This is a genomic window from Micromonospora sp. DT201, assembly GCF_049841575.1.
Classification (GTDB): domain Bacteria; phylum Actinomycetota; class Actinomycetes; order Mycobacteriales; family Micromonosporaceae; genus Micromonospora.
In genome coordinates this window covers 485,741-511,258 of the sequence record NZ_JBNCKP010000003.1, presented here as the reverse complement: position 1 = coordinate 511,258, position 25,518 = coordinate 485,741, and the positions used below count along the sequence as shown (strand labels likewise).

At 70.2% G+C, this 25,518-nt stretch carries 19 protein-coding genes; 7 read left to right on the top strand and 12 right to left on the bottom strand.

Features of this window, described 5'->3' with window-relative positions; all coding sequences use genetic code 11:
* The first annotated feature begins 28 nt into the window (after nucleotides 1-28).
* Nucleotides 29-1,030: a 2-phospho-L-lactate transferase gene (gene cofD, locus ACLQ28_RS09370; RefSeq protein WP_425685779.1), complete on the top strand. Its 1,002-nt coding sequence runs from the start codon at nucleotides 29-31 to the stop codon at nucleotides 1,028-1,030.
* Complete coding sequence (locus ACLQ28_RS09365; RefSeq protein WP_425685778.1) at nucleotides 1,027-2,112, top strand: coenzyme F420-0:L-glutamate ligase; 1,086 nt, start codon at nucleotides 1,027-1,029, stop codon at nucleotides 2,110-2,112. The genes cofD and ACLQ28_RS09365 overlap by 4 nt, the downstream gene beginning before the upstream one ends.
* A gap of 44 nt (nucleotides 2,113-2,156) precedes the next feature.
* On the opposite strand, the gene ACLQ28_RS09360 is transcribed toward ACLQ28_RS09365, so the two are convergent.
* Entirely contained in the window at nucleotides 2,157-3,152 is a 996-nt protein-coding gene (locus ACLQ28_RS09360; RefSeq protein ID WP_425685777.1) for a winged helix-turn-helix domain-containing protein, read from the bottom strand.
* Between the two features lie 286 nt (nucleotides 3,153-3,438).
* Nucleotides 3,439-4,485 (bottom strand): hypothetical protein, encoded by a 1,047-nt coding sequence (locus ACLQ28_RS09355; protein WP_425685776.1) that lies wholly within the window; start codon nucleotides 4,483-4,485, stop codon nucleotides 3,439-3,441.
* 54 nt (nucleotides 4,486-4,539) lie between these two features.
* Here ACLQ28_RS09355 and ACLQ28_RS09350 point away from each other — a divergent pair, with 54 nt between their 5' ends.
* Nucleotides 4,540-5,142: an NUDIX hydrolase gene (locus tag ACLQ28_RS09350; protein ID WP_425685835.1), complete on the top strand. Its 603-nt coding sequence runs from the start codon at nucleotides 4,540-4,542 to the stop codon at nucleotides 5,140-5,142.
* On the opposite strand, the gene ACLQ28_RS09345 is transcribed toward ACLQ28_RS09350, so the two are convergent.
* Both ACLQ28_RS09345 and ACLQ28_RS09340 read right to left on the bottom strand, forming a co-directional pair.
* Nucleotides 5,111-6,202 (bottom strand): mannose-1-phosphate guanylyltransferase, encoded by a 1,092-nt coding sequence (locus tag ACLQ28_RS09345; protein WP_425685775.1) that lies wholly within the window; start codon nucleotides 6,200-6,202, stop codon nucleotides 5,111-5,113. The genes ACLQ28_RS09350 and ACLQ28_RS09345 overlap by 32 nt on opposite strands.
* Before the next feature lie 62 nt (nucleotides 6,203-6,264).
* A complete protein-coding gene (locus ACLQ28_RS09340) occupies nucleotides 6,265-7,410 on the bottom strand; it encodes a glycosyltransferase family 4 protein (RefSeq protein ID WP_393134903.1) in 1,146 nt (381 codons plus the stop codon).
* Between the two features lie 154 nt (nucleotides 7,411-7,564).
* On the opposite strand from ACLQ28_RS09340, the gene ACLQ28_RS09335 reads away from it, so the two are divergent.
* Complete coding sequence (locus tag ACLQ28_RS09335) at nucleotides 7,565-8,254, top strand: TIGR03089 family protein (protein WP_425685774.1); 690 nt, start codon at nucleotides 7,565-7,567, stop codon at nucleotides 8,252-8,254.
* 191 nt (nucleotides 8,255-8,445) lie between these two features.
* On the opposite strand, the gene ACLQ28_RS09330 is transcribed toward ACLQ28_RS09335, so the two are convergent.
* Nucleotides 8,446-10,473, bottom strand: a complete 2,028-nt coding sequence (locus ACLQ28_RS09330) for an acetoacetate--CoA ligase (RefSeq protein WP_425685773.1) — start codon at nucleotides 10,471-10,473, stop codon at nucleotides 8,446-8,448.
* Nucleotides 10,474-10,622: 149 nt separating this feature from the next.
* Entirely contained in the window at nucleotides 10,623-11,141 is a 519-nt protein-coding gene (locus tag ACLQ28_RS09325) for an acyl-CoA thioesterase (RefSeq protein WP_204943434.1), read from the bottom strand.
* A 23-nt stretch (nucleotides 11,142-11,164) separates the two neighbouring features.
* On the opposite strand from ACLQ28_RS09325, the gene ACLQ28_RS09320 reads away from it, so the two are divergent.
* Nucleotides 11,165-11,836 carry a hypothetical protein gene (locus ACLQ28_RS09320; protein ID WP_425685772.1) on the top strand — a complete coding sequence of 224 codons (672 nt, stop codon included), beginning with the start codon at nucleotides 11,165-11,167 and terminating at the stop codon, nucleotides 11,834-11,836.
* A 36-nt stretch (nucleotides 11,837-11,872) separates the two neighbouring features.
* Here the strand turns inward: ACLQ28_RS09320 and ACLQ28_RS09315 are convergent, their stop codons facing one another.
* The 5 genes from ACLQ28_RS09315 to ACLQ28_RS09295 all read right to left on the bottom strand — a co-directional run bounded on the left by ACLQ28_RS09315 (nucleotide 11,873) and on the right by ACLQ28_RS09295 (nucleotide 19,725).
* Nucleotides 11,873-13,093 carry a multidrug effflux MFS transporter gene (locus ACLQ28_RS09315; protein WP_425685834.1) on the bottom strand — a complete coding sequence of 407 codons (1,221 nt, stop codon included), beginning with the start codon at nucleotides 13,091-13,093 and terminating at the stop codon, nucleotides 11,873-11,875.
* Nucleotides 13,094-13,472: 379 nt separating this feature from the next.
* Nucleotides 13,473-17,216 (bottom strand): S8 family serine peptidase, encoded by a 3,744-nt coding sequence (locus tag ACLQ28_RS09310; RefSeq protein ID WP_425685771.1) that lies wholly within the window; start codon nucleotides 17,214-17,216, stop codon nucleotides 13,473-13,475.
* 280 nt (nucleotides 17,217-17,496) lie between these two features.
* Complete coding sequence (locus ACLQ28_RS09305) at nucleotides 17,497-18,384, bottom strand: hypothetical protein (RefSeq protein WP_425685770.1); 888 nt, start codon at nucleotides 18,382-18,384, stop codon at nucleotides 17,497-17,499.
* Nucleotides 18,377-19,243, bottom strand: a complete 867-nt coding sequence (locus ACLQ28_RS09300; protein ID WP_425685769.1) for an RNA polymerase sigma factor — start codon at nucleotides 19,241-19,243, stop codon at nucleotides 18,377-18,379. Before ACLQ28_RS09300 ends, ACLQ28_RS09305 begins: the two co-directional genes overlap by 8 nt.
* Nucleotides 19,244-19,269: 26 nt before the next feature.
* A complete protein-coding gene (locus ACLQ28_RS09295) occupies nucleotides 19,270-19,725 on the bottom strand; it encodes a GbsR/MarR family transcriptional regulator (RefSeq protein WP_425685833.1) in 456 nt (151 codons plus the stop codon).
* Between the two features lie 85 nt (nucleotides 19,726-19,810).
* Here ACLQ28_RS09295 and ACLQ28_RS09290 point away from each other — a divergent pair, with 85 nt between their 5' ends.
* Both ACLQ28_RS09290 and ACLQ28_RS09285 read left to right on the top strand, forming a co-directional pair.
* Nucleotides 19,811-20,725 carry an ABC transporter ATP-binding protein gene (locus ACLQ28_RS09290; RefSeq protein ID WP_425685768.1) on the top strand — a complete coding sequence of 305 codons (915 nt, stop codon included), beginning with the start codon at nucleotides 19,811-19,813 and terminating at the stop codon, nucleotides 20,723-20,725.
* Entirely contained in the window at nucleotides 20,718-21,506 is a 789-nt protein-coding gene (locus tag ACLQ28_RS09285) for an ABC transporter permease subunit (protein ID WP_425685767.1), read from the top strand. Before ACLQ28_RS09290 ends, ACLQ28_RS09285 begins: the two co-directional genes overlap by 8 nt.
* A 124-nt stretch (nucleotides 21,507-21,630) precedes the next feature.
* Here ACLQ28_RS09285 and ACLQ28_RS09280 read toward each other — a convergent pair whose 3' ends face one another.
* Nucleotides 21,631-24,999 carry a S8 family serine peptidase gene (locus ACLQ28_RS09280; protein WP_425685766.1) on the bottom strand — a complete coding sequence of 1,123 codons (3,369 nt, stop codon included), beginning with the start codon at nucleotides 24,997-24,999 and terminating at the stop codon, nucleotides 21,631-21,633.
* Nucleotides 25,000-25,518: the final 519 nt, after the last annotated feature.

Here is a 25,518-nt window from a genome sequence, read left to right as displayed (position 1 = left end):
AGGCGTCACGTGCGCGAGGATGGTCGACATGCACATCGTGGTTCTGGCCGGCGGCATCGGCGGCGCCCGGTTCCTGCTCGGCGTCCGGGCGTACGCCCGCGAAGTCGGCGCGGAGGTGACCGCCATTGTCAACGTCGGCGACGACCTGTGGCTCCACGGGTTGAAGATCTGCCCCGACCTGGACAGCGTCATGTACACGCTCGGCGGCGGCGCAGACCCGGAACGGGGCTGGGGTCGGGTCGGCGAGAGCTGGACGGTCAAGGGCGAGCTCGCCGCGTACGGGGCACAGCCGGACTGGTTCGGTCTCGGCGACAAGGACATCGCCACCCACCTCGTCCGCACCACCATGCTCAACGGCGGTTACCCGCTGAGCGCGGTCACCGAAGCGCTGTCCACCCGCTGGGAGCCGGGGGTGCGTCTGCTGCCGGCGACCGACGACCGCCTGGAGACCCATGCTGTCGTGAGCGGGAGGAGTGAGCTTGCGAGCCCCGCACTCGCGAACAGCGCCAGCACTGCCGAGGACGAGCAGGGTCAGCGGGCGATCCACTTCCAGGAGTGGTGGGTGCGGCACCGCGCCAACATCCGTACCCATCGCTTCATCTTCGTCGGCGCGGAGGCGGCGAAGCCGGCACCGGGGGTGCTGGAGGCGATCGGCTCGGCTGACCTGGTGCTTGTCGCACCCAGCAACCCGGTGGTGAGCATCGCACCGGTGCTGGCCGTGCCGGGGCTGCGCGAGGCGGTGGCCGACGGGCCGGCACCGGTGGTGGGCGTCGCGCCGATCATCGGCGGCGCTCCGGTGCGCGGAATGGCCGACCGTTGTCTCGCCGTGCTCGATGTGGAGTGCAGCGCAGCCGGGGTGGGTCGCCTCTACGGGGGTCGGTCGGACGGCGGCCTGTTGGACGGCTGGCTGGTGGCCGAGGAGGACGCTGGCACGGTGGTGCCGGGGGTGACGGTCCGCGCGGTGCCGCTGCGGATGACCGACGAGGCGGCGACGGTGGCCATGGTCCGCGCCGCGGTGGAGTTGACGTGAGGTTGGAGATCCTGCCGGTGCTCGGCATCGGCCACGTGACCGAGGGTGACGATCTGGCTGCGGTGATCGCGACTGCGGCGCCGTGGTTGCGTAACGGTGACGTGCTGGTGGTGACCAGCAAGATCGTCTCCAAGGCGGAGGGGCAGCTTGTCGACGTCCCGGCGGATGGGCCCGAGCGACTGGTCGCTCGGGACGAGGTCCTGGCTGGTGAGACCGCCCGGGTGGTCGCCAGCCGAGGGGCGACCCGGATCGTGCAGACCCATCACGGTTTCGTGATGGCCTCCGCCGGAATCGACGCGTCGAACGTGGACAAGACCCAGCTGGTGCTGTTGCCGATCGACCCGGACGCCTCGGCGCGGGCGCTGCGCGACGCGTTGCGGGAGCGCTACGACCTGGACGTAGCCGTGATCATCAGCGACACCATGGGCCGTCCCTGGCGCAACGGGCTCACCGACGTGGCGCTCGGTGTGGCCGGGATGCCGGCCATCCGCGACCACCGGGGCGAGGTGGATCCGTACGGCAACGAGCTTCAGTTGACCCAGATGGCCGTGGTGGACGAGCTCGCCGGTGCGGGCGAGCTGATCAAGGGCAAGTGCGATCAGGTCCCCGTCGCGGTGGTGCGGGGCTACCTCTCCGCCAGCAACCCGGACGACGCCGGTGGGGCACGGGCACTGGTCCGCGACGCCGCACAGGACCTCTTCTCGCTCGGCACCGCGGAGGCCCGCGCCGCCGGGCTGGCCGAAGCCGCCGCCCTGGCCGATGGTCCCGGCCCGACGCCGGCCGACCTGTTCGCGGTGCGACGGGCGATCGACGCGGTCGCCGAGGTGGTCGCCCCGGGCACGGTCTTCACCGTGATCGACGAGGCAGAGGTACGCGCAGGACTCGTCGCCACGATGCCTGGATGGCCGGACGGCGCCACCCTGATGCTCGGCTCGGCCCCAACGCCCGTCGAGCCGATGGGGCTGGTTCGCTTCGGTGCCGACCTGCACCGGCTGCGCGTCGCCCTGGCCGCCGAGGGCGTCGGGTCGACCCTGTTGCCGCCGCCGCCCGGCAGCCCGGCGAGCGCCGCACTCGCCCTGTGAACAGCCCGGCGAGCGCCGCGCTCGCCCTCTGACCGGTGGCCGGGTCACGCGTCCAGCATGGCCCGGCCGAGTGGCGTCAACGTGTGCAGCACGCTGTTGCGGTCCCGGTGGCTGACCAGGAGGCCGGCGTTGCGCAACACCGTGGCGTGCTGGCTGGCCGCCGCCGGTGAGATGTTGAGCTGGCGGGCGACCTCGCCGGTGGTGCAGCCGTCGTCGCTGGCCTGCAACACGGCAGCTCTGGTGCGGCCGAGCAGCGCGGCGAGTGAGTCGCGGGCAGCACCTGACGGGGCTCCGGTGTCATCGACCGATGCCAGCCCGCCCAGCCGGTCCACCGGGTAGACCAGCACCGGTGGCAGCGCCGGGTCGAGCAGGGCGACCGGCGTGTCCGCGCAGAAGAACGACGGCACCAGCAGCAGCCCTCGTCCGTCCAGGTGCAGCTCCCGGCTGTGTGGGTAGTGGCGGACCTCGAGCACCCCGCCCTCCCATCGCAGAGCCGGTCGGAGGCTGGTGAGCAGGCCCTCGACACCGCCGTCGAGCAGCGCCCTGGCCCGACGGGCCCGGTCTGCCGCGACGGCCGACTGGATCTGGCTCCAGTACGGGCTGATCGCCAGCGACCGGTACTGCTCCATCGAATCGGTGAGGTGGTGCAGCACCGCCACGTCACCTCGGGCCAGCGCGGCGGCCGAGGAGGGCAGGTGGTTCTCGGTGGCGAGCACGTTCAGGTCCCGGTGCAGCATCCCCGTCGGGGTGCTGCGGAGCGCGTCCAGCCCGGCCTCGAAGCCGTCGACGCTGGCGTACGGGGTGAGGAAGTCGGGGAAGTAGCCGCGCGGCGGGTTCAACGCGAAGAGCAGCCGAAGCTGCTCGGAGGCGGCGTCCTGGCGCAGCCCTCGGGACACGGTGCGTCGCCAACCCGCCGTCAGCGGATCGCGGTTGCGGCCCCGTAGCGCGTGCAGGCTGAGGACCAGTTCCCAGACCGGGTCCGCAGCCGGCGCCACCCGGGTCCGGAGGATGTCCTCCCCAGAAAAGTGGATCTTCAGCATGGAGCGCTCCCGTGTCGCCGGCAGGGGGATGCCAGATGACCGTTCGACTCTACCCGGACGGCACTAATCTCCATCTTTAAGCCTGGACTGAAAACCCTCGACGTCGCCGGGAACGGTTCGGCATGCTGCCAGTGCCCGAACACCGCGCCGGTACGTTCTGCATGCACTGGCCCGAGGGCACCGGGTCCGGGGAGGCCTCGGTGATCGGGCGGCACCACGAGGGTCTGCGGCCCTTGCTCCGCAGAGGTGCCGTCCGGTCAACCCGCCCTCACAGCACCCGCCCGGCTCAGCCGACCCAGAGCGCGACCCGGTGATCCTCGTCCGTGACGTAGAACGGTCGCCCGTCCAACTCGGCCAGCCCCTCGACGTGGTGGAACGGCGCCAGGTTCGCCACCGACTCCCCGACCAGCCGGTATGCGCCGTTCGACGCACCGCCCGGAAGCCGGAAGCGGACGTGCCGGGAGGTGACGTCACCCCCGCCCGGATGGTCGTCGAGCAGCACCGAACCCTTGCCCAGCGCATCGATCGAGCCGATCACGGCCGCATACCCGCCGTCCGAGGTCGGGGTGATCGCGCGAAATCCGGTCAGCTCCCCCGGTGGGGTGACCCCGGTCAACGCGTACGCGCGCAACGCCCGCGGCCACGTCGGCTCGGCCGTGAACATTTCCGGCACACCAGCCACCTCGACCAGGAGCGGCTCACCAGCCTCCGTGACCGGGAACCGCAGCCCGAGCAGCACCGTCCCGGCCGGGGTGAAGACCGCCGCCTCCACGTTCAACGGCAGGTCGTCGGGGGCCAACCGACTCACCCACTTCTTCTCCCGAGCGGTCCCCCTCGCCAACGTTTCGACGATGAACCGCTCCCGCACCCGCTCCCCCGGCGGCAACAGGGTCAGCGGCGACGCGGCGAGGGCATCGTTCACCGCCCGGTGCAGCCGGAACGAGTTGCGCACCACCTGCACCGGCACCGGCCCGGCCGCCGCGTCGTCCTCCCGGAACCGGGCCACGAAGGCACGCCGGGGACGCAGCGGGCCAGCCTTCGATCCGAAGTGGGAGCCGAAGACGTACACCCAGCCGTCGTGGTGGGCGAGCGCCTCACCATCCTCGGTCCGCCCGTTCTCCTCACCCGCGTCCGCCCCCACGTGCCGGGCCGTCCACTCGCCGTCGTCAAGCTGCAGCAGCAGCACCAGGCAGCGTTCCACGGGCCCTTCGTCCAGCACCGTCCAGAAGCCCCGCCGGGCACCGTACGCGCGCAGCAGCGCCGCCGACCGAACCGGCAGCAGATCACTGGCCTCGTTGCCGGCCACCACGAATTCGACGAGTCGGAGAGTCACCGCGCCAGCGTACGGAGCACCCGCTCGTACAGTGACGGGGTGCCCGACACCGCGATCACCGGACCGACCGCCCACCCGACCGAACCCGAGGCGTATGCGCCGCTGCACGCCGACGCCACCGCGCTGCTCGAAGGTTGGCAGCCCACCAGCCCCGAGGCGGCCATCGCCCGGGAGCGAACCCTCACGTTGCTCGGCGCCGGGCCGATCGCGATGAGCCGGCAGCACCGCCTCGGGCACGTAACCGCGAGCACGTTGGTGCTGGACGCCACCGGCACGCGGGTGCTGCTCTGTTTGCACAACAAACTCAGTCGGTGGGTGCAGCTCGGCGGGCACTGCGAGCCGGTCGACCAGACCCTGGTCGACGCCGCGCTGCGCGAGGCCACCGAGGAGTCCGGGATCGCTGGCCTGCGCATCGACCCGGTGCCGATCGACATCGATGTGCACGAGGTGCTCTGCCAGGGCGGCTCACGCCATCACGACGTCCGGTTCGCCGTTGTCGCCCCGCCGGGCGCGGTGGAGCAGGTCAGCGACGAGGCCGATGAGTTGGGCTGGTTCCCGCCGGACCAACTGCCCGAGCCGCTGGCCGGCGGGACCAGGAAACTCGTCGCGCCGGCCCTCGCAGCCCTCAGACGTAGCCCTCTTCGCCTCGCTCCTTGAGCTCGTCGACCAGCGCCTTGACGTCCTGGGCCCGGTCGCGCGGGCAGACCAGCACCGCGTCCGGGGTGTCCACCACGATCAGGTCGCTCAACCCGAGGACGGCCACCAACCGCCCCGACTGAGGCACGACCACCAGATTGGCGCTGTCCCGCAGCAGCACACCCGGCTTTGCGTCGGTGCCGAGCACCACGTTGCCGTCGTCGTCCGCCGGCAACACGTCGCCCAGGGTGTGGAAGTCGCCGACGTCGTTCCAGCCGAAGTCACCCGGCACGGTCGCAACGCGACCCGCGGTGGCCGCGCCCTCCATCACCGCGTAGTCGACGGAGATCTTCGGCAGGGTCGGCCAGATCGCGCCGAGGATCTCGTCCTGCTCCGGGGTGCCCCAGGCTGCGGCGATCGCGGCGACACCAGCGTGCAGCGCTGGCTGCTGGCGGGCCAGCTCGGCGAGGAAGACGTCCACCCGCCACACGAACATGCTCGCGTTCCACAGGTGGCGGCCCGAACGGACGTACGCCTCGGCGACCTCTGCGCCCGGCTTCTCCTTGAATTCGGCCACCGGCCGCCACGGCGCGCCCTCGGTCGCCTCACCGGTCTCCAGGTAGCCGTAGCCGGTCTCCGCCCGGGTCGGGGTGATCCCGACGGTCATCAGCAGGCCCTGCTCGGCCCCTCGAACCGCCTCCTGGACGGTGCGGACCCAGCTTCCCGGGTCGCGGATCAGGTGGTCTGCCGCGAAGCTGCCCATCACCGCTTCCGGGTCGCGTACCGCGATCACCGCAGCGGCCAGGGCGATCGCCGCGCAGGAATCCCGGGGGGAGGGCTCGACCAGGATGTTCTCCTCTGGCAGACCGGTCAGCTGTCGAGCCACCGCCGCGACATGCGCGGCACCGGTGACCACAAGGGTCCGGTCCGGTGTGGTCAACGGCGCGAGCCGCTCCACGGTCGCCTGGAGCAGCGAGGAGGGGGTGCCGGTCAGCGGATGGAGGAATTTGGGGTGGCCGGCGCGGGACAAGGGCCACAACCTCGTGCCGCTGCCACCTGCCGGAATGACCGCATAAAGCATCCGCCCATCATGCCCGACGAGCCTGCCTGCAGTGGCACGGGTCACCACCAGATGCCCCGGGGTCACGAACGGGCGCGACTCCAGGCGGCGATGTGCACCTCGGCGCTGGACTCCCAGGTGAACTCCTTAGCCCGGTCGAACCCAGCCTTCGCCAGCGACAACCGCCGCTGCTCGTCGTCGAGCAGGGCGGCAAGGTCGGTGCCGATCTGCTCCGCGTCCTCGGAGGTGTACGCGACTGCGTCGCCGCCCACCTCGGGCAACGAGAGCCGGGGCGTGGTCAGGACCGGGGCGGCGCACGCCATCGCCTCCAGGATCGGCAGCCCGAACCCCTCGCCGTAGGACGGATAGGCGGCGACGAGCGCGCCGCCGAGGAAGCCGGGCAGGTCGGCGTAGCGCAGATAGCCGGGGCGTAGCAGGCGCAGGTGCGACGGGACCTCGGCCACCGCGCGATCGATGTCGTCGTCGTGCCCCTGCCCACCGGCGATCACCAGGGCTGGCGGCTCCGCCCGATCGGCCACCGCACGTGCCCAACCACGGATCAGGTTGGGCACGTTCTTACGCGGCTCCTTGGCACCGAGGAAGGCGACGTAGCTGCTGTTGCCCAGCCCCAGCCGGGCGCGTACGCGGGCCTTCTCCTCCTCGGTGGGGGCGTGGAAGGCAGCCTGGTCGACGCCGTGGTAGGCCACGTCGATCCGCGTCGGGTCGGCGTCGAGCAGCCGGATCAGCTCGTCCCGGGTGGCCTTGCTGGGCACGATCACCCGGTCGGCGCGGCGCAGCGAGGTCTTGATGGCGCTGCGGAAGAACGTGCGGCGGGACTTGTCGTAGTGCTCCGGCTCGGTGAAGAACGTCGCATCGTGCACGGTGACCGTGACCGGGCACCCGGCCCGCAACGGGCAGGTGTAGAAGGGCGAATGCAGCACGTCAGCGCCCACCTGCTGAGCGAGCAGCGGCAGGCCGGTCTGCTCCCACGCGAGCCGGGCCGGGCGGTGCGCCACGGCGGCCGGAGCGGGGATGATCTCCGCGCCGGGCAGCATCCGGGTGTAACGCTCCAGGTCGGTGCGAAGGCTGACCACCGCCAGCTCCACCCCCGACCCGCACACCTTGCCGAGGGCACCGAGCAGACCGTCGACGTATCGACCGACACCACCGCGGTCGGCGGGGACACTCGTGGCGTCGATGAGCACGCGGGGCGGGCGACCGGCGGTCACGGGGCGACTCCTTGCACTGGCGGGTCTGTGGGGAACAACACTCCGGGGGCCAAGCCTACGCCGGGGCGTGGGGCCGACGCTGACTGCGACCCGACGGTACGCCGACTTGTCATCGTCATCGAGTACGGCCCGCAGGGGCGTATCCTTCGCGCCGATGGCCGACAACATTGCCCGGGTCTTCGCCGACGCGATCGCGACCAACCCGACCCGACCGCTGCTCACCTGGTACGACGACGCCAGTGGCGACCGCACCGAACTCTCCGGCGCCACGTTGGCGAACTGGGTGGCGAAGACCGCCAACCTTCTCGTCGACGAGGTCGGCCTCGCTCCGGGCACCCCGGCCGGCGTGCTGCTGCCGCCGCACTGGCAGACCGCGGCGGTGCTGTTGGGTTGCTGGTCGGCAAAGTTGACAGTCGTCGACACACCGGGCGACGTGGGCGTGCTCTTCGCGGCCGTCGACCAGTTCGACGAGGCGCAGTCCTGGTCCGCCGACGAGCGGTACGCCCTCGGGCTGGCCCCGCTCGCCGCCCCGCTCCGCCAGGTGCCGCCCGGGTTCGCCGACTACGTGGTCGAGGTACGCGGACACGGTGACCACTTCACGCCGCAATCCGGTCCGGGCCCCACCGACGCGCACCTGCTGGGCCGCGCCGAGGCCCGCGCCAGCGAGTTGGGCATCGAGCCCGGCGCGCGGGTCCTCGTGGACGCCACCCGATACCGCGACCCGGTCGACTGGCTGCTGGCTCCCCTGACCCGGGCCGCCACCGTGGTCCTCTGCGCCAACCCGGACCCGGCCCGCCTGGCCGACCGGGTGACCACGGAGAAAGTCACCCACTCTCTCCCGTGACCCACCCGCCGTCCCCTTCGGCCGGCATACGTCGGCGTCGAGGGCACGCGGGTGCGCCCCGCGCCCTTTGCTCTGCTTCAACCGAGGCAACACTTAGCGACCCACACTGTTGCCTGGGGTGAAGCAGAGCAAAGGGCGACCTCGCCAGGGCAGGGCTGCCCCCGGTCGAGTGAGCCGGCGCGCAGGAACTCTCAGGCGGGAGTGCTGTCGGTGGCCCGGCGTTGGGCGAAGGCGGCGAAGGCGGTCAGGGACTCGGGGTTGGCCAGGGCACCCCTGGCCGCCGCCTGGTCGACCGGGGTACCGGTGAGGATCTTCTTGACCGGCACCTCCAGCTTCTTCGCCGAGAGGGTGCGGGGCACCGAGCGCACCTGGTGGATCTCGTCGGGCACGTGCCGGGGCGAGAGCGCGGTCCGCAGTTCGCGGCAGATCTTCGCGCGCATCGGGTCGTCCAACTCCAGGCCCTCGGCCAGCACCACGAAGAGCAGCAGTTCGCCAGCGCCGCCCTCGTCGTCCTCCAGGTGCACCACGACCGAGTCGCGCACCTCGTCCAACCCCTCGACCACGGAGTAGAACTCGGCGGTGCCCAGTCGCACACCACCGCGGTTGAGGGTGGCGTCGGAGCGACCGGTGATCACGCAACCGCCCCGGGAGTTGATGGTGATCCAGTCGCCGTGCCGCCAGACGCCCGGGTAGACGTCGAAGTACGCCTCGGAGTAGCGGGTGCCATCCGGGTCGTTCCAGAAGCCCACCGGCATGCTCGGCATCGGCTCGGTGATCACCAGCTCACCCAGCTCGCCGATGACCGGGGTGCCGTCGGCGGAACGGGCCTCCACCTTCGCGCCCAACGCCCGGCAGGCGATCTCACCGGCGTACACCGGTAGCAGTGGCACCCCGCCGACGAAGCCGGTGCACACGTCGGTGCCGCCGGAGAGCGACTGGAGTTGGAGGTCGTCGCCCACGGTCTCGTACACCCATCGGAAGCCCTCGGCGGGCAGCGGCGCCCCGGTCGAGCCGACGCCGCGCAGCGCCGACAGGTCGGCGACGTCCCGAGGCACCAGGCCGGCCTTGCGGCAGGCCAACAGGAACGGAGCCGAGGTGCCGAAGTACGTGGTGCCGGTCTCCGCCGCCAGCCGCCACAGCCCGCCGAGGTCAGGCTCGGCCGGCCGGCCAGGCTCGGCCCGTACCGCCGGGTTGCCGTCGAAGAGCACGATGGTCGCGCCCACCGCCGGGCCGGACACCAGGAAGTTCCACATCATCCAGCCGGTGGTGGTGAACCAGAAGAACCGGTCCGCCGCGCCCAGGTCGTGGTGCAGGGCGAGCATCTTCAGATGCTCCAGCAGGATGCCGCCGTGGCCGTGCACGATCGGCTTGGGCAGCCCGGTGGTGCCCGAGGAATAGAGCACGTACAGCGGGTGGTCGAACGGCACCGGCGTGAACGTCAACGGCTCGTCGGTGGGCGCGGCCACCTCAGCCCAGCTCAGCGTGGCCCCCGGGGAAGCCGGATCGTGGTCGGTCGCGCCCTCCGGGTCCAGGTACGCGATGCTGACGGTGTGCCGCAGCGATGGCAGGGCGGCCCGAATCGCGGCGACCTCGGCACGCCGGTCCACCGGCTTGTCGCCGTAGGTGTAGCCGTCCACGGCGACCAGCACGGTCGGCTCGATCTGCTGCCACCGGTCGGTGACACTGCGCGTGCCGAACTCGGGGGCGCAGGACGAGAAGATCGCGCCGAGGCTGGCGGTGGCCAGCAGTAGGACGTACGTCTCACCGATGTTCGGGGCGTACGCCGCCACCCGGTCACCGGCGGTGACGCCGAGCCGGCGCAGCCCGGCCGACACCCGACGGACCTGCTCGCGCAACTCCACGGCGGTCAGCGTGACCGGTGGTCGCGTTTGGCTGTGCGCAATCACCACCGGGTCGTCGTCGACACGCCCCGGCATCCGCAGCACGTTCTCCGCGTAGTTGAGGGTGGCCCCGGGGAACCAGCGGGCGCCGGGCATGTCCCGCTCGGCCAGGGTGGCGGTCGGCGGGGTGTGCGCGACCACCTCGAAGTGGTCCCAGATCGAGCGCCAGAACGCGTCCAGATCGGTGGTGGACCAGTGCCACAGCGCGTCGTAGTCGGCGAAGTCCAGCCCGCGATGCTCCCGCAGCCAGCGCAGGTAGCCGCCGATCCGGGACCGCTCACGTACGTCCGCTGGCGGCGCCCACAGCATGTCACCCACTGTTCCACCCTCCCCCTGGCCCGACACGACACTGTGAATGGGCCGTGGCGCCATCTTGCCCTACCTCGAAGCGCCATTCTGCGCACCGGTTGCCCCAACCGATGCGTGCCCGTCCCACATGCGCCCGTCCCGACCTGTGTGGCCGCGTCTCAGCCGGCGCGGTGGGCCTGGATGGCGCGGCGACGGGCGAGGCGGTGCGCGCGGCGGATCTCGGCCTCCTTGTACCGGCGCTCGTCCTCGGCCGTCTCCGGCAGCACCGGACGGACCACCCGCGGCGCCCCACCCACGTCCACCCCGACGAAGACCAGGTACGCGGTGGCTACCCGGACCGGTGCGTCCTCGGCTGAGTCCCATCGCTCGGCGACCACCCGTACGCCCACCTCCATCGAGGTCTGGCCGGTCCAGTTGACCTGAGCGTGCGCGTGCACGAGGTCGCCGACCCGGACCGCCTCGGAGAAGACGATCTCGTCGATCGCCGCGGTTACCGCCGTACCGCCGCTGTGCCGGGCGGCAGCGGCTCCCGCCACGTCGTCGACGAACTTCATCAGAACCCCACCGTGCACGGTGCCGTAGAGGTTCACGTCCACGGCAGTCATGATCTTGCTTAGCGTGACGCGTGAGTACGACGTCGGCTTGCCGATCGGTGCGGCGGAGAGGTGCTCAGTCATGTCGAAAACGGTACGGTGCGCGGATGCGACATCTCTGGAGCTTCCTCGCCGGGTTGGTGGTGGCGCCCATCACCTGGGTGCTGGTCACACTGGGGCAGGACGGGTCGAGCCGGACGGTCGACCGCTGGGTGGAGACCGGCACGTTCAACACCGCCAACCTGATCGAGCCAGCCGTGTACGTCGGTGTCGGCGGTGTCCTGCTGGGCCTGCTCGGCACGCTGCGCTTCTCGCCGCTAGGCCCGCTGGCGGCAGGGTTGCTGCTGGTCACCCCGTACATCGGGATGTTCGTGGCACCCTTCGCGGTACGGGACGCGATCCCACACGAGTGGAAGGTGGCCGGCGATTCGTTGCCGCTGCGGCTGCCCGTGGAGAACGGCACGCTCTTCCTGATCGGCCTGCTGCTGCTGATGGCGACCTTCAGCGGGCAGCGGTGGCGGCAGTGGCCGTGCCCGGCGACCGAGCCGGCCGTGACGCCGGTTGCCGCGTCCGACGGAGGCCCCCGCAACGACGACTTCACGTTGACCGACTGGCCGTCCCCGGCCCCGGCGGAGCGCGACACCGCGCCGCTCACTCTGGGTTACCCGGCCGACTCGACACCGACCGAGCCGCTGCCACGCCGGGTGGGTGGCGAGTCGCCCTGGTCCGCCCCGCCGCGCGGTCAACCGCGCCCCGAGGACACCACCGAGATCCGCTGATGGTCGGGCGGGCCGGATGACCGGCCCGCCCTCTTTCTAGTGCAGTGCGACCGCCAGCTCCGGATCGACCGTGCCGAGGCTGGCGCGGGGAACGACGAGGAGCATGACGATCAGCGCGGCGGCCATGCCGCCCGCGATGACGACCGCCATCGGTACGCTCCCGGTGCCGAACAGGCCCGCCAACGGCGCCGACAACGCACCGATGCCGAACTGCACCGCACCGAGCAGCGCAGCGGCGGTGCCCGCGGCCTCGCTGTGCCGGCTCATGGCCAGCGCCGGAGCGTTCGGCAGGGCCAGACCGGTGGCCGCCAGGACGAGCCACAATGACGCGAGCAGGGTGCCCAGGCCACCGAACTCGGTCGCGGCGAACATGACAAGCAGGAGCCCGGCTGCCGTCCCCGCGATGAGGGCACTGACCAGGATCTGCTGCGGGGTGTAGCGGCGCAGCAACCGGACGTTGAACTGGGTGGCCGCGATCAGGCCCACGGCCCCGGCCCCGAAGGCCAGGCCGAACTGCTGCTCGTCGAGGCCGTACTGCTGCTGCAGCACGAACGACGACCCCGAGACGTACGCGAACAGTGCCGCCATCGCCAGCCCGGCGACCAGCACCAGGCCGACGAACGCACGGTCGTTGAGCAGTCCTCGGTAGTCGCGCAGGGTCGCGCCCACCCCGCCGTGCCGACGACGTGCCACCGGCAGGGTCTCCGTGAGCTTGAACACGGCTACGACGATCAGCAGCGCACCCAGCAGCGCCAGCACCGCGAAGATGCCCCGCCACTCGGTCCAGCGCAGCAGGGCGCTGCCCAGCGTCGGCGCGAGAATGGGCGCCAGGCCCATCACGAGCATCAACCGGGAGAAGATCCGGGCGAAGCTTGCACCGCTGAACAGGTCGCGGACGACGGCCGTCGCGACGACGGTGGCGGCCGCGACGCCGAGCCCCTGCAGGACGCGCAGAGCGCCGAGCACGGCGATGTTGGGTGCGAAGACGCACAGCACGGATGCCACGATGTGCGCGGCCAGCCCGGCCAGCAGTGGCTTACGCCGCCCGATCACGTCGGAGAGCGGCCCGACCAACAACTGACCCAGTGCAAGGCCGATCAGCGTGCCGGTCAGCGTCAACTGCACCGCGGTCTCGGTGGTCTGCAGGCCTGCCGTGATGGTGGGCAGCGCGGGCAGGTACATGTCGATGGTCAGCGGCCCGATCGCGATCAACGCACCCAGCACGAGGACGAGCTGTACCCGCTGACGGTTGGTCATCAGGTCGCCGGGCAACACGTCCTCGGTCGTACCCGGGTTTTCCACCCGGGTGCCGGGTCCGGTCTTGTCGACCAACTGCTTCATCATCTCGATCTCTCTGCGGAAGCTCGGCGGCACCGCATCCAAGGATGCGGGGGCACGGTGAGGGGTGCCCGTCGTTGGGCAGCGGAAAAGTGTCGAGACGGGGTTGGGGTGGGGTGGATGAGGCGATCATCCAGTGGTCGTTCTCTCGCTCGCCAACGTCCAGAAGCCGTACGACGTTCCCGGTGTGTGGGGGGTCACGGCGCGTCGATCGCAACCACACCGAGTCTGAGCCGGGCGCGCAGGCGCCGGACAGACAGAGGGCGGGGACCGATGCCGGTCCCCGCCCTCCGCTAGATCACCGAAGGCCGAAGGCCCGGGTGATGCTCTGCTCGACGCTGTTCCCCCGGGCGTCCCGGGCGGTGGTGCGCAGGGTGACGAAACTCGCCGTACGCGGGGCGTCGATCCGCGTACGCCAGCCGTCGCCCTTGCTCTTGAGCTTGGTGTGGTGCCAGGTCACGCCGTCGTCGTAGGACACGTCCACCGTCACCGTCCGGATGGCGGACGCCTCGGTCGCCGTCGGCAGGTGCACCGGGGTGACGGTGAGTTCGGCGTTGCGCTTCGCCTTGCCGTCGACATCGGTGTCGACGGCGTAGTCGAGCTGGATCAGGGACGGTTCCCACCACAGGACGCCAGGCTTGATCCGGGCGGAGGTGAAGCCCCATTCCGTCCTGGTGGCGGTGGAGTACGGCCCGGCCCAGGCGTCACGCTTGTTCTCCGACACGAGTCGGTACGGCAGCGGCTCCGGGCTGAGGACGTCGCTGGTCAACATCGGCTGGGTACGGTCGGCCTCGCCGACGAGCTTGTCGCCCTGGTAGAGCCGCAGGCTGTTGTCGACGGCCCCGTTGCCGGGGGTGCTGCCCTCGTGCGCGGTGCCCGAGTCGCCCCAGCCGGGGATCACTGCGGTGATCCCGTCACCGTCGCCCCGGAAGACGTTGCTGGTCGTCAGCAGCCGGGGCCGTTGCACCGGGCCGAACCACCGCTCCTCCTGGACCGAGCCAGCCCGGTAGGCGGTGGGTGCCGTCACCTGCGCCTGCTCATTCGGCAGCGCGACGTCCGTGGTCCACCGCGTACCGGCGGTGACCCAGTCGGTGCGTTCGCCGCGCGCCGGGATCTCGTGGTAATCGAGGCTGCTCGACGAGCCCGACGCGGTGAAACCGCTGCGAGTCTCGATCGCCTGGCCTGGACGCCAGTTTCGCAGGGACATGTTGACTCGGGCCAGGTCGTGTGGGGTGACCCGCTGGGCAAGGTCCGCCGGAACGGCACCGGTGTATTCGTGGATCAGGTCGTAGACATACTCGGTGGTCGGGTGGGAGGTGACGTCGAGCCGGACCCGCTTCTCGTTCTTGATCTGGGCGATCAGCTGCTCGCCCTCGTCCCGGGTGAGGGTGGTCACGGTGACCGGCGGTGGGTCCTGCGGTGCCCACACCGAACCCGGCCACGGCGCTAGGCGCCCGGTGCCGTCGTTCACCACGAGCAGGACACGGGCACCGGCGGACGCCGCAGCCGCAGCCTGCTGCTCCAGGGGTACGGCGTCGTTGCGGCGCACCACGGCGGCCTTGCCGCGGGCGTTCAGCTTGGCGTACCCGCTGCTGCCGCCTTCGCCGGCGAACACCGCGTCGAGGTGTTGGCTCCCCCGGGGCAGCGGCGTTCCGGCCCGCTGCACCCGCAGGTCGTCGTAGTCACGGCCGTCGGCCGCCACCGTCAGGGCGGGCTGCACCGTGCGCCACAGGGTGCTCACGCTGAAGGTGCCCTTCGTGACCTTGCGGTCGGTGGGCAGCACCCAGACGCTGTCGTACGAGGAATCCAGGAGCCACCCGTCGGTCCAGCGGTTGCCGCCGAGGTCGCGAGACACTTCGATGCGGGCACCGTCCAGGCTCGAATCCTGGGGTGTGGTCACCGTGACCCGGCGGGCCCTGGTGGCGTCGAACGTGACGGTGCGGTCCTGGTCGAGGGTGATCTCCGGGACCGGCAGCACGCCGAGCCCTCGCGAGTTCGGCCCGTTCGCGCCCTCGACCTCGGTCTTGAGCCAGGCCGCGTACGTGCCGGCGGGAAGCCGCAGCTCCAGGGTGCCGCTGGCGTCGATCTGCTGCTGCAGGACGGTGTTGTCCGGCCCGAGCAGGAGGAGGTCTCCACCTGTCGGTTTGCCACCGCGGTCCTTGGCCTTGAAGGTGAGGTGGTGGCGCACGCCCTCCTGACCGATGGCGAGCGCGGTACGGGTGCGGACCGCGCCGGAGGCATCGGTGGCGGTGAGGAAGCCGGAGAAGGGGTTGTCGGCCGGTACCCGGTCGAAGTCCGTGGCCACGGTCACCGAGGTGACGCCGCGCGCCGGGACGGTGATCTGCCGGGACGACAGGGTGAAGAGGTTCTCCGGGGCACCGTCGACGGTCGCCGCGAGGTCGAGGGTGACAGCGTTGTCACTGAGGTTCGTGTAACGGACCTCCCGTTCGACCGTTCCCTTCGGGGCGTTCGGCCACTCGGGGTACCCGAAGTCGGCACTGGTGGTGGCGACGACGGACGCGGTCGTGGTGGCGGCGATGTCCAGCCGGCCGTTGCCGCCCTGGTACGGGCTGAGCCCAGCGATCGGCTTCGCGGTGCTGACCAGGGCTTCCTTGAGCTGCTTGGCGGTGAAGTCGGGATGCTGGGCGGCCAGCAGCGCGGCGGCGCCGGCAACGTGCGGGGTGGCCATCGAGGTGCCGTCGCCGAGGCGGTAGAAGCCTTCGCCGGCGGAGTACTGGGAGCGGGCGGCCAGGATGCCCACGCCGGGGGCGGTGAGGTCGGGCTTGAGGGCCCGGTCGCCGACCCGCGGGCCCTGGCTGGAGAACTCGGCGAGGGCGTCGTTGCCGTCGACGGCACCGACGGTCAGCGCAGCGTCCGCGGCGCCGGGGGTGCCGACCGTGTACGGACCGGGACCGGTGTTACCGGCAGCGATGACGAACAGCGCCCCGGTCTCTTCGCTGAGCTCGTTGACCGCAACACTCATCGGGTCGGTGCCGTCGCTGGGGTCGGCCCCGAGACTCATGTTGATGATCTTGGCGTGCTGGTCGCGGGCGGCCCACTCCATGCCGCTGATGATCCACGAGTCCTGGCCGAAGTTGTCGTCGGCGAGGACCTTGCCGACGTGCAGCCGCACGCCCGGGGCAACGCCCTTCTCCGTGCCGCCCGAGGCCGCGCCGGTGCCGGCGATGGTGGAGGCGACGTGCGTGCCGTGGCCGAAGACGTCCTTCACCGTCTCCCCGGGAACGAAGGACTCGGCGGCGGCGACCTGGCCGGCGAGGTCGGGGTGGTCGGCGTCGATGCCGGTGTCCAGGACGGCGACGTCGACACCCTTGCCAGTGTTTCCGGACGCCCAGACCTGGGGGGCGCCGACCTGCGCGGTGCTGTCGGCGAGATCAGCCTTGACCTTGCCATCCAGCCAGATCTTGGCGATGCCGCCGCTGAGTGCGAGCTGGTTACCCGCGGAACGGGCGGTCATCTCCCCGCCGCCGGTGATCGAGGACCAGAAGGTCTCCGAGCGGTCGACGTTCAGCGCGGCACCCTGGATGCTGTCCAGCCTGCGGACGTCGCGGGCGCCCTCAGGCGCCACGGCGCTACGGGAGCGGGCCGCGGCGGCGTTGTAGGTGACGATCAGCGGAAGCTGGTCGCGCTGCGCGTCGTCGTATCCGTCCGCCAGCAGTTCGGAGAGGTTGAACAGCTGCTTGTCGAGCAGCCCGGCACTCACGTACGGCAGCACGCCGTGCGGGTAGACGTAGGTGTCCCCTCCCTCCCGGGACGAGGTGAACCCGGTCAGCCGGCCCTCGGTGTCCCGCACCTGAGGACTGAGGCTGCCGTCCGCCGACCTGGTGGCGGTGACCTTCTCACCGGTGATCAGGGTGACGGTGGGGGTGGTCGCAGGAGCCGGCGGTGCGGCGGACGCGACGGAGGATGGGGTTGGGAGTGCAGCGGATCCGGCCGAGGCCAGGGCGGGCGATGGGGCGAGCACCGCGAGCGCGGTGCACAGCGCAATCGGCCCGCGTCCGCGGAGGCGTGGAGGTAGCAACACGTTTCCTCAAGTTGATCAACAAGGGCAGGGCGGATCCTAATGTTCCGGCCGCTTGTTTCAGCCGTGGATCTTGGCTGTTTCCCAAATGGGTGAGGCGGCTGCACGCCGCAAAAGCCACGGTCAGCGATCCGGCGCTGCCCACGACGGGGTTCGGCGACCGCACTCCCACTGGCTACCCTGAGACGACTCGAAACCGGCAGTCCCGAAACAGGTCCAAGCGCCGGGACGACACCGGGGCCCGGTTGTCCGGGCCCCGGGTCAGCGCACCCCTGGACCGTTGTCAGACGGCAGGACGCTCGACGTCGACCGGCGTGCCGTAGTCGGAGAACACCATGACGGTCTCCGACAGCGGGTGCCCGGCCAGGGCGTACGTCAGTTTGCTGACCTTGCCCGAGCGCACCTCGACGGTGCCGACCATGGTCTGCTCCGACAGGCTCTCCAGTACGTACCGGAACGTGTACGTCGCCACCCCGCCGGAACTTCCCGCCTTCTCCACCGTGCCCGCCTCGGCCAGGATCTCCAGGACCTTGTCAGGATCGACCGAGAGAGCGCCATCCACCCCGGTGAGTACCCGTTCGCCGTCGTCGAGCGTGCCACCGGCCGGCACGCCCGAGATGCGGAATCCCCGGCCAGAACCGGTCACCTTCCGGGCCTGGCTCGGCCGGCCGTCCACCGAGGCGATCAAATATAGATCGCTGCCGATGACCCGCTGTTCAATGCGGTTGCCGTGCTGGTCGGTCCAGGCGAGAAACCCGCGCTTCGCCACCGGGTCGTAGGCGCCCTCCTGCACCGCCCGGGCGCTCTGGTCCGAGGGCGACACCGTCAGTTTGAAACTGGTCTGCCCGGTCGCCTGCGCTGCGGCGACCAGTTGCAGGTTCGGCGACTGCTCCGCTACCACCGCCGGGCCGGCACCATCCTCGCCCAGGCCCGGGACGCCACCTCCCGCGGCGAACACCGCGCCGACCGCCACCACGCCGACCGCCGCCGCGGCCACCGCGACGCGTACCGCCGGGCGCGGCAGCCACCATCGTCCCGGCGCCAGCGTGGCCGCCCGGCCGGACTCAGCCGCCGAAGCGGCCCTCAACCGCTCCTGCGCACCCATCAACTCCTCCGGCCCTGGAACGGGAACATTCGCACGCATCTCGCGCAACACCTCGATTTCATTCATTGACAAGTCCCTTCTCGGCCGCCCTGGGATCGACTCCACCGAACTCCTCGCGCAATCTCCTGCGGGCCCGACTGATCCGGGATCGGACCGTCCCGACAGGTGTTCCGAGCGCCTCCGCCGCCTCCTCGTACGTCAGGTCCGCCCACGCCACCAGCAGCAACGCGTCACGGTGACCCCGGGGCAGCCGGGCGAGCGCGCCCGCCAACCGCCGACCCAGGGCGCCCGCGCTCACCCGGGCGTCACTGCGCTCGGTGAACGCCTCCAGGACCGGATCCGTACCGGTCCGTTCCGTCGCCCGCAGCTGTTTCAGCTCGGTACGCCGGTAGCGCCCCATCCGGTTCGTGGCGATTCCGTACAGCCACGGCCGGGCGTCCGGCCGGCTGTGGTCGTAGCGGTGGCGCTGTCGGAACGCCTCCAGGAACGTGTCCGCCAAGACGTCCTCGGCGGCCTGCGGTCCGATCCGGCGCCCGACATAGCGCAGGAGCTGACCGGCGTGCCGCTGAAAGAGCACGGCGAACACCTCGGGGTCGTGGCGGGACCGCTTCAGGACCGTGGCATCGTCGGGCTCGTCATCCCTACCGGACCGGGTGCGTTCGGTGGCCCAGATCTGTCCGATCACGTTGCTTCCGGCCTCTCGACGTTTTCCCAGGACACCTGTTATTGCCGCGAGCGAGGTGGACAGTTCCCGCAGGTTTCCGGCGAGTGCCGGCAGGTTCGTAAGCTGCGCCGATATCACTGCCGAGAAGACGAAACCGGCGCGGCGGCCGTAGCCACCGCGCCGGACGTCCGTGGAAGGGTCAGCCGGTGCTGCCCAGCCGGCAGGGAATCGCCAGCCCAGCATTTTGTCCAGCGTCGCCATCCCTGCCGCTCACTACTGCGCCAAGGTCACTGACCGACCTTCTGCCTCTTCCACCTGTCGATCAGGGCGGGCAACTCGCGCCAGAGGTAGTCGTAGAAGTCGCGCATTTCGACAAGGCGGCGGCCGGCGATGCTGTCTTCGCCGGTGGTCGCGATGCCCTGCTCGGCGGCCTCGCGCATGGTCCTGACGGTCGTGTTCTGGCCGGACATGAGGGTTGCCCAGGCGCCCTCGGGCAGGCGGAAGTGTTCCCGCCGGCTACCCGGTGCGGGTACGCGTTCGATCAGACCGACGGTGGTGAGTGCCTTCACGGCGGTGGAGACGCTGCCGGAGCTGATCGAGAGCGTTTCGGCGATCTCTCCCGCTGTCATCGTCTCCTGTTCGGTGAACAGCAACGCGGCGAGCACCCGGGCGGTCATCCGCTGCAGGCCGCCCTGGGTGAGGGTCAGGGCAAGCTGCTCCGCAGGGTCACTCAAGGCGGCCATCGAAGTCCTCTCGTCACTCATCTTGACGGAATACTAACAGCTTCGACTCTTCGCAGATCTCTGAAATCTCGCTACTGTCGAAGACATGGGAGATGTGATTCGGCTGGAGAAGCTGAGCAAGACGTACGGGAGCTGCCGGGGGTTGGCCGACCTGGACCTGACAGTGGCCGAGGGTGAGGTGTTCGGCTATCTGGGCCCGAATGGCGCCGGGAAGTCGACCACGATCCGGCTGCTGCTGGACCTGATCCGCCCCACCGGCGGCCGGGCGTGGTTGTTCGACCGCGACCCGCGCGAGCACGCCGTCGAGGTGCACCGACGCGTCGGCTACCTCGCCGGTGATTTCGTGGTCGACCCCCGTCAGAAGGTCGGCGAGTGCCTGGCGTTCCTGGCCGACCTGCGCGGCAGTGTGCCGAAGTCCCGCATCGAGGAACTGGCCGTCCGCCTGGACCTCGACCTGTCGGCGCGGATCAAGGCCCTGTCCAAGGGAAACCGGCAGAAGGTCGGCCTGGTGCAGGCGTTCATGCACCAACCGGATCTGCTGATCCTCGACGAGCCGACGTCCGGCCTTGACCCGCTGGTCCAGCAGACATTCCTCGACCTGGTACGCGAGGCGAAGGCCGCCGGGCAGACGGTGTTCATGTCCTCGCACATCATGACCGAGGTCGAAGCGGTCGCCGATCGGGTCGGGATCATCCGCGAGGGCCGCCTCGTCGCCCTCGACACCGTCGCCCGACTCCGCAGCCAGGCCGTCCACCACTTCGAGATCACGTTCCTCGGCCCGGTCGACCAGGCAGCCATCGCCGCACTCCCGGAGATCTCCGACCTCAGCTTTGACGGCACGACAGCTCGGTTCCAGCTCGCCGCCAGCCCCGACGCGTTGATCCAGGTTCTCGCCCAACACCGGGTCGCCGCCCTGCGCGCCAGCGAACCCGACCTCGAAGAGCTGTTCTTCAGCTATTACCAGGCCAGCCCAGAGACCAAGGAGGCCACCCGTGCCTAATGTCATGACGAAGTCGCTGTGGGACTCCCGCCGCAGCCTCGCCGGGTTCGCGGTCGGGACCGCCCTGGTCGGGGCCATGTACGCGGGCTTCTACCCCCAGGTGGCCGACGGGGCGATGGGTCAGGCCGTCGAAGGATTCTCCCCGGCCATGCGCGAGGCGCTCAACATGGATGACCTGTCCTCTGCCGCCGGGTACCTCGGCTCCAGCGTGTTCGGCATCATCGTGCCGCTGATCGCCGTCATCTACGGCATCGCCACCGGCACCCGAGCCATCGCCGGGGACGAGGAAGCCGGCTACCTCGATCTTCTCCTGGCTCACCCGCTCGCCCGTACCCGGCTGCTGCTGCACCGTTTCCTCACCCTCACCGTCGGTGCCTTCGCCCTGGCCGGGCTCGTCTGGCTGGCCATGCTCGCCATCCGATCCGGCGCCCAGCTCGCCACGGTCAGCGTCGCTCAGTTCACCGCCCAATGCCTGGCCCTGGCCCTGCTCACCACGTTTTTCGGCACCGCCGCCATCACCATCGGCGCGATCACCGGCAGCAAAGCCGCCGCGCTCGCGGGTACCGCCGTTCTGGGCGTGCTCACCTACGCGGCGAACACCTTCGCCACCCAGATCGGCGCTGATGCGGCCCGGTACGTGTCCCCGTTCCACTACTACATCGGCCACGAACCCCTGAGGAACAGCTTCCAGTGGGCGGACCTGGGCATCCTCACCGCGGCCATCGCTCTGCTGGTGTCCGTCGCCATCACCTCGTTCAACCGTCGCGACCTCACCAGTTGACCGCCGCCGCCGACCCCTCCACCGCCTTCAGGGTGGACGGGCCGGCGGCGAGCACGTTGGTCGTCAGCAGTACCCGACGGCGCTCGCGGTATACCAGTCTCAGGTGATCAGCCGGGTGGTTCTGTCATGAGCCGTAGCGGTAGGCGCGGATGATGCTTTGTTCGACGGTGTTCCCTGCGTCGTCGATCGCCTTCGCGCGTAGTGAGACGAAACCTCGGCCGCGGGGGTGGCTCACTTGCGCTTGGCCGGACTGGACGGGAGCGGATTTCCAGGTGGCGCCATCGTCGTAGGAGACGTCGACGGTGAGGTTGGTGAGCTGGCCGGCGCGTGAGCCGGCTTGCGGGGTGGCGATGACCGGCACCGCGACGGTGCGGTTCGCTGGGGCGGTGTTGTGCCGGTCGAGCCTCGGGCTGAAGCGGACCGTCCACAGCGGTAGCGGTGCTGGGGTGGTGCTGTCGACGTGGCTGGAGCGGAACTCCCAGGCGACCTGCGTCGTGGTGGATAGTTCGAGCTGCGGGTCGCGGTTCGCCCGAAGTTCGAGCCGGTAGGACGCGTCGGCGGCCGAGACGTTGAACGACTGAAAGCGGGGTTGGTCGGTTTCGGCAATCTTGGTGCCGTTCCTGGACAGGGTTGCGGTGAACGATTCGGTCAGGCTGTCTCCTTCCCGGCCAGCGCCATCGCTGTAAAGGGGTATGTCGACGGAGATGGTGTCGCCGGTTCGGGTAGCGCCCTCGAAGAAGAAGCGGGGCGGGGAAGCAGGGCCGAAGACGCCCTTGTTCCACACCTCACGGTAGGTACGGCCGGGCTTGTAGGTGGCGTACGAGTTTGCCGTAACGCTGGTCAGGACGCCACTGTCGGAAGCTTCGGAAAACATTCCCAACCAACCGTCCGGGCTGTTGTTGTAGTACTCGGTGCGCGTGAAGGGCAGTTGAAACTGCATGGCGGCGGGGAAGGCGGTCCCGCCCTGAACCCGCCTGATACCGATCGAGGCGTTCGGGTTGGCGCGAGCGAAGCCGACCTGCACCCGCGCGAGGTCCCGGTCGGCAACCTGCCGGTTGTAGCCGGTCGTCATCTGGCCCTGTTCAGCGAAGTTCAGCAGGTAGGCGTAAGGACTGTCGTCGAAGGTCCCGTCCGACTTCGGCTTGGCCCACTGCCCGCCGAAGCTCACGGTGAAGTCCTCGTTGCGGACATCGGGTCCGATTCGAGCCGTATACAGCCCCTCGAAGGTCGTTCCGAGTATCGTTGTGGCGGCAGTGTAGGCCCCACGTTTGGCGACCGCTCGCATCCCCACACTCGCCACCTTCGCCGTCGACTCTGGCACGGTGATCGATATCGGCTGAGATAGTCGACCGTCGAGGACGACGGTCCGGGGCCGGTCCACCTCGAGCACCGGCTGGGCGAGTAGGACATCTTCATCCGCGGCGCCGCCACTTCCCTTGGGGCCGCTACCCGACGTGCTCGACGAACTGACAAGCGTGTACACACCCCTGGGCACCCGCATGGTGACGCTGTCGCCTTCCGCGCCGAACAGGTACCCGGTGTCGTATGGCAGGTTGTCCCTGTCGTTTCGCCACAGCCGGGTATGGGACACGTCCGGCGACGAGCCGGCGCGGTTCATGTGTTTCAAGGTGACGTCGTAACTCTCGGTTTCCTTGTGCACCGCAAGTGGCGTCCGCACCACGATGTCACCCGCCGTGGCGGTGAGCCATCCCCCGGCGTACCCGTCAGGGCCTGCCGTGCGGGTGTCGGCCTTCACGAATACGGTCGCCTCACCGCCCGCTGGCACCATCACCGTGGCGGCGCTGACGGTGAACATCCCGTCTGGTGACGGGTTGCCATCAGCGCCGAAGGTATTCAGGCGCTGGTTCAGCGTCACATCCACCGAGCCGAAGTTGTGGTACCTCACCTCACGAGTCAGAACCGGATCGTCGTTGTGCGGCCACCCCTGCCGACCGAAGCTGATACTCGCCGGACTGGTGGTGACGGCCTGACCGACTGCCCGGGCCACATCGACCCGCCCGGCACCCTGACCGTAGACGGCAGTGCCGGCAGTAGGTTGAGCCGTGGCCATCAGTGCCGCCTTGAGCTGCTGCCCCGACCACCCAGCGTGGCGCTGCGCCAGGATCGCCGCAGCGCCAGCCACGTGCGGGGTCGCCATCGACGTCCCGGACAGCGTGGTGTGCTGCTCGCCCTGGTTGCCGGGAACCCTGGTCGCATCTTTGCCCCGCGCTGCCGTGATGCCCACACCAGGTGCGGTGATATCTGGCTTCAGCGCGTCCTGTGGGCCAGGGCCACGACGGGAGAGGCCCGCCAGCGCGTCGGTGTCATCGACCGCACCGACGGTGAGGGCAGCCGGTGCGGTACCGGGTGAGGAAATTTCCCCCTCGACGATGCCGCCATCGGTGTTTCCTGCGGCGATCACGAACAGGGTGCCGTACTGGCCAGACAGCGTCTGCACTGCCTCCTCGACCGGATCCACCGCCTCCGGGTCGTCCATACCGCCGAGACTGAGGTTGACCACCCTCGCGTGCTGTTCCGCCGCCGCCCACGTCATCCCGGCAACAATCCACGAGTCGGCGCAGACGTCGACGGTGCAGACCTTGCCGTCGAGCAGCTTCGCCCCCGGCGCCACACCCTTGAACTTTCCGTCCGAGGCAGCGCCCGTGCCAGCGATGGTCGCGGCGACGTGCGTGCCGTGTCCCGACAGGTCGCTGCCGGGCTCCAGGTCCTCGGTGAAGTTCTGTCGGCCAACCACCTGCCCGGCCAGGTCCGGGTGGGTGTCGTCTACACCTGTGTCCAGCACCGCCACGGTGCTGCCCATGCCCGTGTAGCCGGCCCGCCAAGCCGCCGGGGCACCGATCTGCGGCACACTCACGTCGAGGGTCGGCCTGCGCAGACCGTCCAGCCACACCTTCCCCACCCCCGACCGGAGAGAGCGTGGCGCCGGACTCCCCCCGGTCAGCGCACGCCACGACGTGACCGACGCGCCGCGTGACTGACGTACCGCCACACCACGGACCGCTGGCAGGTCGCGTAATTCGCTCAGCCCGCCCACCCCGGCGATGCTGTGGCGCGTCGTGGTGGCCGTGGCACCCTTGCCGCCGGTCACGATCAAAGGCAAATGATCCGGGCGGTCGTACCCGGCCTCCAGCAGGCCCGTCACGTCGAACAACCGCGGATCCAGCCGCCCGGCCGCCAACAACGACACCGAGTCGCTGGGGACCACTCGTACCCGGCCGTCTCCCTCTGTGATCGTGAAGGTGACACCCTTTCGACCGGGGCCGGCCTTCGCCGACACGGAAGCACCGTCGGGGGACATTGTCACCTGATCGCCGGTCACCAGGGTGACCGTACGCACGGGGCCATGTGCCGCCGATGATTGCACGGAGGCCGGTGGCGGAGCGGCACTCGTAGCGCTCGCTGCGGCGAGTGTGGTGCCCGCCACCAGCATGGCCGCGGCCATTCCGCCGCCGACTCCTCGTCTGAATCGCATTCGACTCCTCAGCTCTGTGACCAGCGCGAACCGGATATGGCGTTGCCAGGCCACCTCGACGAATGCCGCGTAGGGGGCATCCGCCGTCGACAGTGGTTTGGCTTGGTCCGTCACGCTCCTTCCACGTCCCGGGGACATGGAAGGTTGTCTCGAGTCAGACATTTCCTTACGTCGAATCGCCCCCACACTGAGCCATTCCACGCAAGCGGGTTGTAGCAGCCGGTAGCTGTCCGGAATACCGGGTAGGCGTGGGACGCGCCAGATCAGGCGGGGTACGGTCGCTCACTTGCGCTTGGCCGGACTGGACGGGAGCGGCTTTCCAGGTGGCGCCGTCGTCGTAGGAGACCTCGACGGTGAGGTTGGTGAGCTGGCGGGCGCGTGAGCCGGCTCGCGGGGTGGCGATGACCGGCACCGCGACGGTGCGATCACGGGCGGACACGAGACGCCTCCGACCCCTATGGTGGTTCGCAACCCGGATGCGTTCGCTGGCATCGGAGCGAGAGAAGCGCCAGCCGTGGA

Bases quoted from the DNA above. Each gene is read 5' to 3' on its own strand.
- ACLQ28_RS09280 (WP_425685766.1), bottom strand. From the start codon at position 24,999: ATGCGATTCAGACGAGGAGTCGGCGGCGGAATGGCCGCGGCCATGCTG.
- ACLQ28_RS09300 (WP_425685769.1), bottom strand. From the start codon at position 19,243: ATGGCGACGCTGGACAAAATGCTGGGCTGGCGATTCCCTGCCGGCTGG.
- ACLQ28_RS09320 (WP_425685772.1), top strand. From the start codon at position 11,165: ATGCGACATCTCTGGAGCTTCCTCGCCGGGTTGGTGGTGGCGCCCATC.
- ACLQ28_RS09290 (WP_425685768.1), top strand. From the start codon at position 19,811: ATGGGAGATGTGATTCGGCTGGAGAAGCTGAGCAAGACGTACGGGAGC.
- ACLQ28_RS09305 (WP_425685770.1), bottom strand. From the start codon at position 18,384: ATGAATGAAATCGAGGTGTTGCGCGAGATGCGTGCGAATGTTCCCGTT.
- ACLQ28_RS09295 (WP_425685833.1), bottom strand. From the start codon at position 19,725: ATGGCCGCCTTGAGTGACCCTGCGGAGCAGCTTGCCCTGACCCTCACC.
- ACLQ28_RS09335 (WP_425685774.1), top strand. From the start codon at position 7,565: ATGGCCGACAACATTGCCCGGGTCTTCGCCGACGCGATCGCGACCAAC.
- ACLQ28_RS09315 (WP_425685834.1), bottom strand. From the start codon at position 13,093: ATGACCAACCGTCAGCGGGTACAGCTCGTCCTCGTGCTGGGTGCGTTG.
- cofD (WP_425685779.1), top strand. From the start codon at position 29: ATGCACATCGTGGTTCTGGCCGGCGGCATCGGCGGCGCCCGGTTCCTG.
- ACLQ28_RS09345 (WP_425685775.1), bottom strand. From the start codon at position 6,202: ATGCTTTATGCGGTCATTCCGGCAGGTGGCAGCGGCACGAGGTTGTGG.
- ACLQ28_RS09325 (WP_204943434.1), bottom strand. From the start codon at position 11,141: ATGACTGAGCACCTCTCCGCCGCACCGATCGGCAAGCCGACGTCGTAC.
- ACLQ28_RS09360 (WP_425685777.1), bottom strand. From the start codon at position 3,152: ATGCTGAAGATCCACTTTTCTGGGGAGGACATCCTCCGGACCCGGGTG.